Source organism: Paenibacillus glycanilyticus, assembly GCF_023715145.1.
In the GTDB taxonomy this organism is placed as follows: Bacteria; Bacillota; Bacilli; order Paenibacillales; family Paenibacillaceae; genus Pristimantibacillus; species Pristimantibacillus glycanilyticus_A.
Genome location: NZ_JAMBNP010000002.1, coordinates 56,604 through 69,716 on the forward strand (window position 1 = coordinate 56,604; position 13,113 = coordinate 69,716).

At 51.4% G+C, this 13,113-nt stretch carries 11 protein-coding genes; 9 read left to right on the plus strand and 2 right to left on the minus strand.

Annotated elements, in window-relative coordinates:
- The first annotated feature begins 162 nt into the window (after window positions 1–162).
- The 8 genes from M3194_RS05490 (at window position 163) to M3194_RS05525 (ending at window position 9,563) form a co-directional block, all read left to right on the plus strand.
- Complete coding sequence (locus M3194_RS05490; protein ID WP_251652275.1) at window positions 163–1,164, plus strand: ABC transporter substrate-binding protein; 1,002 nt, start codon at window positions 163–165, stop codon at window positions 1,162–1,164.
- Between the two features lie 2 nt (window positions 1,165–1,166).
- Window positions 1,167–1,916 carry an IucA/IucC family C-terminal-domain containing protein gene (locus M3194_RS05495; protein ID WP_251652277.1) on the plus strand — a complete coding sequence of 250 codons (750 nt, stop codon included), beginning with the start codon at window positions 1,167–1,169 and terminating at the stop codon, window positions 1,914–1,916.
- Between the two features lie 150 nt (window positions 1,917–2,066).
- Window positions 2,067–3,770, plus strand: coding sequence for an AraC family transcriptional regulator (locus tag M3194_RS05500; protein WP_251652279.1), 1,704 nt, complete (start codon window positions 2,067–2,069; stop codon window positions 3,768–3,770).
- 286 nt (window positions 3,771–4,056) lie between these two features.
- Entirely contained in the window at window positions 4,057–4,866 is an 810-nt protein-coding gene (locus M3194_RS05505; protein ID WP_251652280.1) for an ABC transporter ATP-binding protein, read from the plus strand.
- A 26-nt stretch (window positions 4,867–4,892) separates the two neighbouring features.
- A complete protein-coding gene (locus tag M3194_RS05510) occupies window positions 4,893–5,717 on the plus strand; it encodes an ABC transporter permease (RefSeq protein ID WP_251653179.1) in 825 nt (274 codons plus the stop codon).
- Between the two features lie 64 nt (window positions 5,718–5,781).
- Entirely contained in the window at window positions 5,782–7,128 is a 1,347-nt protein-coding gene (locus M3194_RS05515; protein WP_251652281.1) for an LLM class flavin-dependent oxidoreductase, read from the plus strand.
- 26 nt (window positions 7,129–7,154) lie between these two features.
- Window positions 7,155–8,177 carry an ABC transporter substrate-binding protein gene (locus M3194_RS05520; RefSeq protein ID WP_251652283.1) on the plus strand — a complete coding sequence of 341 codons (1,023 nt, stop codon included), beginning with the start codon at window positions 7,155–7,157 and terminating at the stop codon, window positions 8,175–8,177.
- Window positions 8,178–8,207: 30 nt separating this feature from the next.
- Window positions 8,208–9,563, plus strand: a complete 1,356-nt coding sequence (locus M3194_RS05525; protein WP_251652285.1) for an LLM class flavin-dependent oxidoreductase — start codon at window positions 8,208–8,210, stop codon at window positions 9,561–9,563.
- A 58-nt stretch (window positions 9,564–9,621) separates the two neighbouring features.
- Here M3194_RS05525 and M3194_RS05530 read toward each other — a convergent pair whose 3' ends face one another.
- Window positions 9,622–10,533: an SDR family oxidoreductase gene (locus M3194_RS05530; protein WP_251652287.1), complete on the minus strand. Its 912-nt coding sequence runs from the start codon at window positions 10,531–10,533 to the stop codon at window positions 9,622–9,624.
- 110 nt (window positions 10,534–10,643) lie between these two features.
- Here M3194_RS05530 and M3194_RS05535 point away from each other — a divergent pair, with 110 nt between their 5' ends.
- The gene (locus tag M3194_RS05535) at window positions 10,644–11,603 is read left to right on the plus strand and encodes a helix-turn-helix transcriptional regulator (RefSeq protein WP_251652288.1); all 960 of its coding nucleotides are present in this window, start codon (window positions 10,644–10,646) and stop codon (window positions 11,601–11,603) included.
- 88 nt (window positions 11,604–11,691) lie between these two features.
- Here the strand turns inward: M3194_RS05535 and M3194_RS05540 are convergent, their stop codons facing one another.
- Window positions 11,692–13,095, minus strand: coding sequence for a family 43 glycosylhydrolase (locus M3194_RS05540; RefSeq protein WP_251652290.1), 1,404 nt, complete (start codon window positions 13,093–13,095; stop codon window positions 11,692–11,694).
- Window positions 13,096–13,113: the final 18 nt, after the last annotated feature.

A 13,113-nucleotide genomic window follows, 5' to 3' on the forward strand; every position in this document is an offset into this window, starting at 1 on the left:
CTGATCGATTATGATCAGGCTTTTTGGTTTTTGCTCCATCGATTGTCGCGAAATGATAAGTGGTCTGTCGCGAACGTTCATTGAAAAGGAGCGAAAAACGAGTACAATCAAGATCAATAATGAAAATCATTATCATATAATTAAAAAAGAGGAGATAGTAAATTGAAAAGGTCTTATAAATTAGGTCAAATCGCAACATGGTTCATTTGTCTCGCGCTCTTGCTGACGGCATGCACGGCAGGAGGAAATAACGCGAATGAGCCAAGCGGCACGCCTCCGCCATCCCCGTCAACGGAGGTGCAGGAAAGCTCGGAGCCAACTGCTTATCCCGTGACCATTAAGCATCTGAAAGGGGAATACGCGCTGGAGAAGAAGCCGGAAGTTATCGCAGTTATGGACGCGAAATTCGCCGACCAGCTCGTTGCGCTTAACGAGAAGCCCGCGGGTAGCGTAAAAGCAGCCGGATCGGATACGGATTTCCCGGAGTATTTGAGAGATCGGCTGACAGACGTGAAGCTATTAGGCACGCGGGATGAGCCTAACCTGGAAGCGGTGCTCGCCCTGCAGCCGGATTTGATTCTGATGACGGACTTTCAAGAGGAAGCTTACGAGAACATTAGTAAAATTGCTCCAACCCTGATGCTTGATTTTGATGAAGATTGGCGCGTGACTTTGGATACGATGGGTAAAATAATGGGCAAGCAAGCAGAAGCGAAAGCCGTCGAGCAAGCCTACGAGGAGAAAGCCTCCAAGCTTAAGGAGCAGATCGCCGCAAAGCTTGGCAAGGAGACGGTTGCCCTTATTCGGCCAAGAACAGAAGGAATCCGCGTCCACGCTCCGGATCATCGCACGGGAGCCATCCTTTATAAGGATTTGGGCTTGAATGTTCCGGCATTTGTTGCAAAGGCTGAAGATTCTTCTTATGAAATTTCGCTCGAAGCCGTCAGCGAGATTGGCGCAGATTATTACTTCTTATTATCGGATGCGATGTTCGCGGACTCGGTTAAGGAGCTGGAAACCACGAATATATGGAAGTCCCTGGAGCCTGTGAAAAATGATCGGGTTTATAAGGTGGACACCACAACATGGATCGCCTATTATGGTCCCATCGCGAACAGCATGATTATTGATCAGGCTGCGGAAGCTTTGCTGGGGCAGCTATAGGGATGGATCCATTTCTGTCCTCCGACGCTTGGGCAGAGCTTGCCAGCGATTATAACCTGGCAGTTGGCGAGGTTCCCAAGCAAAGTCTCAAGTCGCTGGCCTTAAGCGAGCTGATGGAGGAGGAGACCTGCAAAGCATACATAGATTGGCTGATGGGTCATATTGGCGCTTCTCATGCCAGCGTGGCCTCCTCCATGCTTGTCAAAAGATTGGGAAGACTGCTTGTCGCACCTGTGCTTAGCGCCATGTCCTATTACAATCAAGGGATGGGCATAAAGCTCGAGCACTGCCAATTGTTTCATGCGGATGCTTCCGCTGCCGGAACGACTTTTCCTTTTGCGACGCTGACGGATGTTACGGTCACCACGCCTGATGCTCATCGTCGAGAGACGTGGCGGGCTGAAGTGCTCCATCAATTGTTCGCCGAACGATTGACCCCGCTCATGAGGAATATAGCTGAGGCGGGCTCGGTATCGATGGCGATTTTGTGGGAAAATGTGATGGTTCGCATCGCTCCCGTGTTTGCTTGCGACAAGAACCAGGACGAAGAATGGAACCAGCGGGTACGGGAGGATTTTTTCTTTCTTGCAAGGGAAGCTCCCGGCGAGTTGTTTGGCATGAGGAAAAATCCTCTAGCCTCCTTTGCGGAGACTAGAGATGGCTGTCAACTTGCGGGACGAAGCAGGCGTCTGACTTGTTGTCTCTATTATCAGATGGCACCGGAATATTGCTTGAAGTGCCCAAAGCTATAATCCGCCTAATGTGACTTAAGAACCTTTTTAACCATTATGAAGCGTCGCAATTGACTATGAAAATCATTTTCATTTAAAATGAAAGAAGCGGAAAATGATGCATAACAAGCGTATAGCTCCATGATGACAACAGGTTTGGAGATGTGTTGGATGCCACTACAGGAACAATTACCGCCATGGAACGATATGGCGGTCAAGGTGCTTGAGGTTCAGCGGGAAAGCTTGCTTCCGGGCAGCGATTTCCGCCATTATGCCATGCCGGCCAATATGCTGTTTTTTGCGCGCAGCGGACACGGAAGACTGCTTATAGACGGGACCTCTCATACGATTACCCCCTTTTTTATTTGCCATGCCGGCAGGGATGCGGCTGTCAATCTGGTGGCGGATACGGAGCCGATTGAATATATCGCCATTTATTATCGGGCAGAGCTCATGCCTTCTTCCGGCAGAGAGCTGCCCTCTCATCACGATTTGCAGATTGCGTTTGGCTTCAGTCCTTCCAAGCGGCTGTCATTGCATCAGGTTATGGAACAAATTGAGCACAAATGGAGCATGAGCAACGGAATGGAAGGCTTTCATGCCAACGCGCTCCTGCAAAGCTTGCTCTACGAGCTGCTCAAGCAGCAGCTGGCGGTGGGCTATCAAACCCCGTCAGAGGCAGTAAGCATCGTAACGAAGCACATTGACGCCCATTATAATAAGCCGTTAAGATTGGATTCATTGGCCGAGCTAGTGCATTGCAGCTCCAGGCAGCTGCAGAGGTGGTTCAATCAGCGGCTGCAGCTTGGACCTATGGAGTATGTGATAAAGGTCAGAATGAACCATGCGGTACGGCTGCTGCAGCATACCGAGGCAACGATGCAAGAAATTGCGCAAAGCACCGGCTATCGCGATCTATATTATTTCAGCCGCGCTTTTAAGATTTATTACGGGCGAGCTCCGCTCGACTTTCGCCGGGCTTACCATTCCGATGAAGTTTTTGCCTATCCGGCTTCGCATTCGATAGACAATGCTATCGTTATTAAGCATGTAAAAGGAGAGCTTCGGCTGCCTGCGCCGCCAAAGCGCATTGCCGTGCTTGATGTTCAATATGCGGACCAGCTGTTCGCGCTAAACGAATTCCCTGCCGGCAGCGTGGGGATAGGGGGTGCCGAGCTCTCCTGCTTCCCCGATTATTTGCAGAACAAGCTGGGGCAATTTACGGTGCTCGGAACTTGCGAGAAGGTTAATATGGATGCTATTGCGGCATTGCAGCCCGATCTAATTATTTGCACGGATTTGCATGAGAAGCTTTATTCGAAGCTAAGCCAGCTCGCTCCGGCCCTGATGTTTGGGCGCAACGAGGATTGGCGCAAAATACTGGCTATCTTTGGCGCGCTCATGGGTAAAAGGCAAAAGGCCGACCAAGTATTACTGGAGTACCGCGAGAAGACGGCAAGGTTGTCCGACAAGCTTGCCGAGAAGCTGCGGGGCCAGCATGTTGCTTTAATCCGCCCGCGTGATACGTCGATTCGCCTCCATACGGCAACGCATCGCACGGGCGCCGTCTTGTACGAGGATTTGGGATTGCCTGCGCCATTTTATATTACCGGGGACTCCGTCTCCGATACCGCATACCATATTTCGCTTGAGGATCTGCCTGAAGTGAATGCCAGCCATTATTTTCTGCTCAGCAATGACATGTTCAAGGAGCAGGTAACGGATATGCAGAAAAGCGTGGAGTGGAATTCGCTAAACGCCGTAAAAAGGCAGTGCGTGTATACCGTGGATGCTTCAACCTGGATAGGGTCTTACGGTCCAACGGGCATTAACCGCATTGTGGATGAGGTGGCTCGATCCTTGCTTGGAGCTTAGGCAGCAGGATGAGCTTGGCGTAACGGATAAAGAAAGGATTGCGCCGAATTGGAGTTTGCTATGACCAAACCCCTTCAAAATTGGCCTAAATGTCCTATATTGACAACTGAAATGTTTATGCTATATTAATCTCATGGTTTTACTTGGTATTATATGGGTTGAACGGATGGAGCATCCAAAATAGTAATCGCTGACCGGGTAACTGGAAGCGCAGAAGGCCAATGCTTGTTGTGGCCAGCTGCGCTTTTTTGTTTTCTGCCAGGCTTAAAGAGAAAGGGTGAGAGAAATGCCGGCGAATGAAAAAATCAGGTTTGAGAACGTAGCGAAGAGCTTCATCGTGCGCGATCCGAAGCAAAAAGGGGCGACGCAGTCTTTCACAGCGGTGAAGGATTTGAGCTTTACCGTGAAGGAAGGCGAATTCATCACCTTGGTAGGACCAAGCGGCTGCGGCAAATCAACGCTGCTCGACTTGATCAGCGGGTTATCAAGTCCATCCAGCGGACGTATCTGCATGGACGGCAAGGAAATTACCGGCCCCGGTCTGGATCGGGGGATTGTATTTCAGCAGTATGCTTTATTTCCGTGGAAGACGGCACGCGGGAACATCGAGTTTGGACTGGAAGCTAAGGGAATACCAAAGCACGAGCGCAAGGAGTTAGCCGAGCATTTTCTGTCGCTGGTTGGACTTAGTGCCTTTGCCAACCGCTATCCCCATGAGCTGTCCGGAGGAATGAAGCAGCGCGTAGCGATTGCGAGAAGCCTTGCATTCAACCCGGATGTTCTGTTAATGGATGAACCGTTCGCGGCGCTGGATGCGCAGACGCGGGAGACTTTGCAAAGCGAGCTGCTCCGAATCTGGCAGAAAACGAAGAAAACAATCATTTTCATCACGCATGGGATTGATGAGGCCGTATATCTCGGAGAACGCGTTGTTGTTCTGACTCCGGGGCCGGGAACTGTGAAGAAGATCGTGGACATCCCTCTTAAGCACCGGCTGGAGGATGCCGATATCCGCTCTCATCCGGAATTTGTGAAGGCGCGGCATGAGGTGTGGAACTTGCTTCACGAGCTGGAATACCAAGGAGCTTATATTTAATTTTTCAAGGAGAGGAGTGCATGAATATGGAAAACGTGAAAGCCGTTCCGGCAGCCCTGCAGACCAAAAGGATTAAAATTAACTTTCCGCTTAACCTCCGAAAGCTGTTCAAACAATCTATCGTGCTTGTCTTGTTAGCGCTGGTATGGGAGTTCGCTCCGCTTACGGGATTTGCGGACCCGGCCTTTTTACCACCATTCACGGATGTCATTCAAGCGCTTTGGAATCTGATCTTGTCCGGCGAATTGTTTCATCATTTTGCTGCCAGCATGGTTCGTTCCTTAAGCGGGTTTGCCCTGGCGCTCGTTATCGCCATCCCGTTAGGACTTACGATCGGCTGGTATCCTCTTGCCAGAGAACTCTTGAACCCGGTGATGGAATTATTCCGTAATACAGCGGCATTAGCCTTGCTCCCGGTATTTATGCTGATTCTCGGAATAGGGGAGACATCCAAGATTGCTATCGTCTTGTTCGCCTGCACATGGCCAATCCTTCTCAATACCATTGCCGCTGTAGGAAACGTGGATCCTTTGCTGATCAAATCGGCACGCTCCATGAACATCTCCTCGTTCAAGCTGTTTGTTAAGGTTATCCTTCCGGCTTCCGTGCCTACGATCTTTACCGGCATCCGGATGGCGGGAACGGGGGCGATACTGGTCTTGATCGCAGCTGAAATGGTAGGGGCCAAGGAAGGGCTCGGTTATCTCATTACCTATTCCCAGTACAACTTTGAAATTCCCGAAATGTTCGCTGGCATCCTCACGATCGCTTTGCTTGGCCTTATAATTAATCAGGGCCTAAGCATGATGGAACGCAAATTGTCCAAATGGAAGCAGCAAGTAAACGGATAACCTTATTTTTTTGAACCAAAAGTTGATTAAAAATATAGGATTAGTAGGAGTTGGAGTGAGTTATATGTCTAATAAACAAATGAAGCTTGGTGCTTTCTTTAACCTGCCGGGTCATCATGTGGCCAGCTGGCGTTATCCTTCCACGGATCCCCGCCGAACCCTGGACCTGGAGTATTTGAAGGAGCTGGCGCAGACGGCGGAACGGGGCAAATTCGATATGATCTTTTTCGCCGATATTCTTGGTTTGAAGCGCCTTGGGAATTTCGCGACCTCAACGGTTAAGCTCGATCCGCTTATTATTATCGCTGCGCTTGCTGCGGTCACCCGCAATATCGGTCTGACGGCGACTCTGACCACCACTTATAATGAGCCGTTCCAGGTAGCGCGCAAGTTCGCGGCCATCGATCATCTATCCGGAGGACGCGCAGGCTGGAATGTGGTGACCTCCGGCAACGAGAAGGAGGCACAGCTGTTCGGCAAGGAGAAGCATCTTGAGCATGCGCGCCGCTACGAGCGGGCAGAAGAGTTCGTGGAGCTTACGAAGAAGCTGTGGTTCTCGATCGAAGAGGAGGCGCTTGTCATCGATAAAGAGAATGGCCGCTTCCTGGCTGTGGATAAGGTTCATCCCGTGGATCATCACGGGGAGTGGTTCAAGGTACAAGGCTTGCTAGATGCCCCTTCAACGCCGCAGGGACATCCCGTTATCGTGCAGGCGGGGTCTTCGGAAGCGGGGAAAGAGCTGGCGGCGAAGACGGCCGAAGTGATTTTTACCGCATGGCAGACGCTGGAGGAAGCGCAGTCTTTCTACCGGGATGTGAAGGGACGCCTCGCGAAATACGGCCGGCAACCGGATGATCTGAAGGTAATGCCCGGCGTATTTATTACGGTTGCCGGAACCGAAGCGGAGGCCATCGCAAAGCGCAAGGAGCTAAACAGCTACATTTCGCCGGAAGTCGGCCTGGAGTACTTGTCTAATTTTATTGGGGTGGATTTGAGCGGTTACGATGTTGACGCGCTGCTTCCCGCAAGCGGGGAGATAGAGGATAAGACCAATCCGCAGACCCGAACGAATATCATTAGGGCTTTGGCGGAACGCGAAGGCTTGACTACCTTGCGCGAGGTTTACGAATTTATCGCGGGCGCACGCGGTCATCGGGAAATCGTTGGCACGCCTGCGCAGATTGCCGATCAGCTGGAAGAATGGTTCTTGAATGACGGGGCGGACGGATTTAACGTGATGCCGCCCACGTTCCCGGAAGGCCTAAACGATATTGTCGAGCTTGTTATTCCGGAATTGCAGCGCCGCGGATTATTCCGAACGGAATACGAAAGCAACACGCTTCGCGGAAATTTGGGATTATCCATTCCCGTAAATCCGTACCGGAAGCAGCCGCAGCAAACGAATCATTAAATAAGAATAGGTCGGGGGATTGCCATATGAAAAAGAAACGGTTCAAACAGACAAGTTCATTCTTGCTAACCTTGGGATTAATCAGCGCGCTTCTGTCCGGCTGCTCGGAGGACAAGGCGAAGCCGGGCGAACAGGATAAGGTATTGCAGTACAACGCGGCGCCTGGAAGCGTATCGTTTCCGGAGCTGGCGAAGGATCTTGGCTATCTTGGGGATCTGGAGCTGGAGTCGATCGGGAGCACCACCGGCGGACCGGAAAGCATTCAATTGACGGCAACCAAACAGATCGACTTTGGATCGGCTTTTAACGGGGCCATTATCAAATCCATCTCGCAAAACGTCAAGATCAAATCCGTTATCGGTTCATACGGCAGCGATAAGAACACCTACATAGGTGCTTATGTGCTAGAAGGAAGCCCGATCAAATCGCCTAAAGATTTTATTGGTAAAAAAGTAGGCGTCAATACGCTTGGCGCGCATTTGGAATTTGTGACGAAGGATTATTTGCGCAAAGGCGGCTTGACCGAGAAGGAAATCGAACAAGTAACGCTGGTGACGATTCCGTCCGCAAATGCGGAGCAAATTCTTAGAAGCAATCAGATCGACGTGATCTTATCCAGCGGTATAGCAAGAGACCGTGCCCTGGACAAGGGCGGCATTGTCGAGCTCTTCAAGGATATCGACGTCTACAAATCCGAGTTCACGGCAGGAGACTACTTCTTCCGGGAGGAGTATATCAAGAAAAACCCCGACACCGTCAGGCAGTTTGTTGAAGGGGTGGCCAAGGCTATCGAATGGGCACGCACAACTCCCCGGGAAGAGGTCATCAAACGGTTCGAAGAGATTATTAAGAAACGCGATCCTAACGAACCAACCGACAACCTGAAATATTGGAAGAGCACAGGAATTGCTCTAACCGGCGGCGTTATAACGCAGGATGAATATCAGGTCTGGATAGACTGGCTGGTAGCTAACGGCGACCTGAAGAAAGGGCAAGTCAAGGCTGAGGATCTGTATACAAACGAATTTAATCCATACGACAAGAAATAACCAAATATAAAAGAGACGGAGTGGAGAAGAATGACGTTGAGACAAATAAAGCTTGGAGCCTTTATTATGCTTCCCGGGCATCATGTGGCAAGCTGGAGACAGCCTTCCTCAGGCGCGGACCGTACCTTTGATCTGGCCTATTTAACGGAGATCGCCCAAACGGCGGAACGCGCCAAGTTCGATATGATCTTCTTCGCTGATGGGTTCGGCTCCAATCTGAATGCGCATTCCAGTTCGGCGCTTAAGCTTGACCCGGTTGTTCTAATTTCCGCGCTTGCAGCCGTCACGGACAAAATCGGGTTAGCCGCTACTTTGACGACTACTTATAACGAGCCTTTCCATGTTGCGCGTAAATTTGGATCCATCAACCACCTGTCGAATGGCCGTGCAGCCTGGAATGTCGTGACATCGGCCAACGATAAGGAGTCCTTCTTGTTTGGCAAAGAGAAGCATCTGGAGCATGCCAGCCGCTATGAACGGGCAGAGGAATTTGTGGAGCTTGTTCAGAAGCTGTGGCTGTCAATCGATTCGGATGCAATCGTCATCGATAAGGAAAACGGGCGTTTCCTTGATGTCGATAAAGTACATCCCGTTGATCATGAAGGGCAATGGTTCAAAGTAACGGGAACGCTGGATTCTCCGTCTCACCCGAATGGCAACCCGGTTATCGTGCAGGCCGGCTCCTCGGAAGCGGGCAAAGAGCTTGCCGCCAAGACGGCGGAGGTCATATTTACCGCATGGCAGACGCTGGAGGAAGCGCAGGCCTTCTACCGGGATGTCAAAGGACGTCTTGCCAAATACGGACGTGATAAGGACGAATTGAAAATTATGCCTGGCGTCTTCATTACGGTCGCCAAGACGGAAGAGGAGGCGCTCGCGAAGCAGAAGGAGTTAAACGGCTATATCTTGCCTGAGGTTGGGTTGGCTTATCTGTCTGCCTTCACGAATACCGATTTGTCCGGCTACGACGTGGATGGGCCGCTGCCGGAGTTTGATGCGATTGAGGACAAAACGAATCCGCGCATCCGCTACAACATTATCCGCGAAATTGCCGAACGGGAGAATTTAACCTCCATTCGGGCCGTATACGAACGGATTGCCGGAGCCCGCGGACATCGCGAAATCGTCGGAACGCCTTCGCAGATCGCCGATCAGCTCGAGGAATGGTTCTTGAATGAAGGCGCGGATGGCTTCAATATCATGTCCCCGTATTTCCCTGGGGGCTTCGAGGATATTATCGAGCTTGTTATTCCGGAGCTGCAGCGGAGAGGCTTGTTTCGCACGGAATACGAGAGCAGCACGCTTCGCGGGAATTTAGGTCTTCCTCTACCTGTGAAGGAGAGCGTGCAGGAGAGCGAGAAGGATCGGGCGGTTGCTCGCCATTAAATCTTTGTACGCAAAAAACGCAACCCGGAAGGGTTGCGTTTTTTGCGCGGCTGCCGGGTTATTTATAACCGCTGACGTCTGCTGGTTTCCCCGCCTCGATGACCTCAACCAGATAAGGCATGCAGTTCGGCCGGGAGCCGTCTAGATCCGTGAAGCCATATACCTGCGCAAGCTGGCCGCTGGAGAGGGATTGTCCGCTCCAGCGCGTAACATCGGGATCCCCTGCAAGCGCGGCAACGGCGCGGCCCACATAACGGGGAGATTCGGAGATCAGAAAATGGGGCTCTTCGGAAGTTGCATCCTGCCAGTTCTCTTCTGTCACCTTGAAGTGCTCCAGCATGATCTCGGAACGAAGCCAGCCGGGCGTAAGGGAGACAGCAGCGCAATGATAGGGCTTAACCTCTTGGGCAAGCCCCCAAGCCATGCGAATGATAGAAGTTTTGGCCATGTCGTAATACATGGACAATCGGTAGTGCTGCTCATTGTATTCGGCCGTTCCGTCCGTCATCTCCACGATCAGCCCGTTCTTGTTCTTGATCAGGAGGGGAAGAACGTAATGACTCGTAATCAGATGGGTATCGATGGCGAGTCTCAGCAGACGTAGTCCTTTCTCAAGCGAATGCTCCCACACCGGAACATTCCATTCTACGAGATATTCGCCTCCCCAAATATCGTTGACCAGAATATCAAGCCGTCCTTGCTCCTGCTCAATGCGGTTCGCCAAGGCCTGTACCTGTTCAGGGACCAGGTGGTCCACCTGCACGGCTATCCCTGTTCCGCCTGCTTTGGTCACAAGCTCCGCCGTTTCCTCAATGGTTTCCGGACGGTTATATTCGGAGGTTTGCGTCCGAGTCGTACGTCCGGTCACATATACCGTTGCGCCCGCTGCACCTAGTTCAACGGCTATGCCACGCCCGGCTCCCCGTGTTGCTCCGGCTACCAAAGCGACTTTTCCTTGTAATGGTTTCATTGTAAGCCTCCTTATTATCTTGTTGAAACTTAAGATCATTGTAGACTATAATGACGACATCTTTTGTCATATATAAAATAATGATTCGCGCAAAGTGAAGGTGAAGCGGAATGAGGGCGGACCGCCTGCTTAGTATTATGATTTTGCTCCAGAATCATGAAATAATGACAACAAAGGAGCTGGCCGGCAAGCTGGAGGTATCGGATCGGACGATTTTGCGGGATATGGATGCATTAAGCCTTGCGGGGATACCGGTTGTTGCGGACCGAGGGAAAGCAGGCGGATGGCGGCTGATGGATCACTTCCAGAGTTATTTGAGCGGGCTCAAGCTGGAGGATACGAAGGCCTTGTTTATCCTTCCCTCGGAACAAATGCTGGAGGATTTGGGCGTAGAGGTGGATGGACTGGGGATTCGGCAGAAGCTGCTGGCTTCGTTGCCTGGTTCTACGAAAAGCGAGGCTCGGCACTATATGGAGAAAATCTATATGGATACCGGAACCTGGAAGCCGGCCGGTGACAAGAATAAAGCATTGCTCACGATTCAAACCGCGTTATGGGAGAATGCCAAGCTGGACATCGCTTACCAGAAAGCCGACGGCACCAGCTCGCGAAGAATCGTTTGTCCTCTTGGATTAGTGGCAAAAGGAAGCTCCTGGTATCTGGTTGCCATGAATGACGCTGGCGAGTATCGGAGCTTCAAGGTGTCGAGAATTACTCAGGCTGAAGCAACAGCAGAGTTATTTGCCAGACCGGATCAGTTTGACCTCGCTAAGTATTGGAAACAAAGCAAGCGGGATTTTGCAGGCTCGCTTCCTGCCTTTGAGGTGGAGGTTGCTGCACATCCCTCCATTATGGGCCGTCTCACCTTTACGGACCGATTTGTAGAGAAGGTGGATTCGCATAAATCGGCGGAGGATGGGTGGGTTCCCGTAACCCTTTGTTTTAACACGGAGCAGGAGGCTGCGGAATATGTACTTGGCTTTGGCGGAGCTATCAAGCTAGTGCAGCCGGAGTATTTGATCGAGAAGGTCGTGCAGCAAGCCAAGGCCGTAATGGCCATGTACGAATAGCTAATAGCTATTTCAACTTAGGTTTGTGCATGAGAAAGAAAAAGAACCGCAACCAGTCTGGTTGCGGTTCTTTCTGTATGTCGCTTGGTTAATTAGCGGGGAAGATATCAAAGCAATCCAGTTCTCCGTATCCTTCGCCTTTGGAGAAGCGAATTTTGTTCCAGCCCGCGTTCAGTGCGAGGCGCGTGACGGAAGCTCCCCAGTTCTCCCAGCCCTTGTTGGCTATGTACAAGTTACTCGGGCTCGCGTTATTGACCGTCAGGACTAAGTATGACCAATCCAATCCGGTTGTCCCGTTACCCGTTCGTGCGGACATCACATAATCTCCGGCTGTTGCCGCATAGACGTCAAACTCTACATAACTATCTGCCGTATCGATATGGCCGGCTTTACTGCCGCCGGAACCGTTCGGACTGGAGGAAGCATAAGCAACGCCTCCAAATACGCCGGCCTCTCCTTCATAACGGGAACGGACCGTGTCTCCGGATGGAATGGCGATTGGGGTATTCGGGGCAGAGGGAGCTCCGAGATTCGGAGTGTTGTCCGTGTTCCAAGTGAACTTCTGTGCGCGGATTTCTCTATTCCATCCGCCTCCGGCATACTTGGCCGTATGATACACGATCCAATCCTCCGTGCCGTCCGGTGATTTCGTAAAGGAATGATGACCGGGACCGTATAAGCCGTTGCCGGATTTGAAGATCGGCTGAGCGCGTTTGCTCCATGAGGCGGCTTGCAAGAGATTGCTGCTCGTATTTGCGGTAATAAGCCCCAAGCAATAGCCGTCCGTCCAGCTTCCGCTTGCGGAGTAGACGAGGCTAATGACGCCGTTGCGAACAATAACCTGAGGTCCTTCGTTAACGGAAGGGGAGGTGTTGGTCTCCCAGGAATAGGTTGGATGCGCGATCTCGACCCGAGCCGAGTCGATCGTCCACGGATTGCTCATATGGGCAATGTACAGCTTCTGCGAAACATTCGTTGTTCCTTCCCAACCGGACCAGATGAAATACAAATGGTTATTGGCTTGCAAGACGGTTCCGTCGATTGCCCAACGGTTCGTAGAATCGGTAATTTGACCTTTATTGACCCAGGTACCCGTCATTGGATCGGCAGAGGTGTTCTCCAATACGTACATGCGGTGATTGTCGTTGTTGCCGTCATCCTTGGCGAAATAGATATACCAGGCACCGTTGATGTAATGGATTTCTGGAGCCCAGACGTTGCAGCAGCCGGTGGAGATCACTCTCTTCGTGCCGGCATCTACCCCGGTAAGCGATTTGGATTTCCAGATCGTCACGTCGCCGCCAGTTGTCTTCGTGAAGTAATAAAAGCCGTCGGTATGCTTGTAGATCCAAGGGTCTGCGCCGTCCTGGAAAATCACGTTGTAAAAGTTGCTGCTTTGCGTGGAGGGAGTTGCGTTTGCCGCACCTGGCACAAGGAGAAGCAGGAGCAGGAGAAAAGCCAAACCTTTGATAGCGGTTACACGAAATTTCATTATGACACCAACCCTTCG

What these genes read in the sequence shown, in the direction of transcription:
- M3194_RS05500 (WP_251652279.1), top strand. Translation starts at nt 2,067, where the DNA reads ATGCCACTACAGGAACAATTACCGCCATGGAACGATATGGCGGTCAAG.
- M3194_RS05540 (WP_251652290.1), bottom strand. Translation starts at nt 13,095, where the DNA reads ATGAAATTTCGTGTAACCGCTATCAAAGGTTTGGCTTTTCTCCTGCTC.
- M3194_RS05505 (WP_251652280.1), top strand. Translation starts at nt 4,057, where the DNA reads ATGCCGGCGAATGAAAAAATCAGGTTTGAGAACGTAGCGAAGAGCTTC.
- M3194_RS05520 (WP_251652283.1), top strand. Translation starts at nt 7,155, where the DNA reads ATGAAAAAGAAACGGTTCAAACAGACAAGTTCATTCTTGCTAACCTTG.
- M3194_RS05525 (WP_251652285.1), top strand. Translation starts at nt 8,208, where the DNA reads ATGACGTTGAGACAAATAAAGCTTGGAGCCTTTATTATGCTTCCCGGG.
- M3194_RS05495 (WP_251652277.1), top strand. Translation starts at nt 1,167, where the DNA reads ATGGATCCATTTCTGTCCTCCGACGCTTGGGCAGAGCTTGCCAGCGAT.
- M3194_RS05530 (WP_251652287.1), bottom strand. Translation starts at nt 10,533, where the DNA reads ATGAAACCATTACAAGGAAAAGTCGCTTTGGTAGCCGGAGCAACACGG.
- M3194_RS05515 (WP_251652281.1), top strand. Translation starts at nt 5,782, where the DNA reads ATGTCTAATAAACAAATGAAGCTTGGTGCTTTCTTTAACCTGCCGGGT.
- M3194_RS05535 (WP_251652288.1), top strand. Translation starts at nt 10,644, where the DNA reads ATGAGGGCGGACCGCCTGCTTAGTATTATGATTTTGCTCCAGAATCAT.
- M3194_RS05510 (WP_251653179.1), top strand. Translation starts at nt 4,893, where the DNA reads ATGGAAAACGTGAAAGCCGTTCCGGCAGCCCTGCAGACCAAAAGGATT.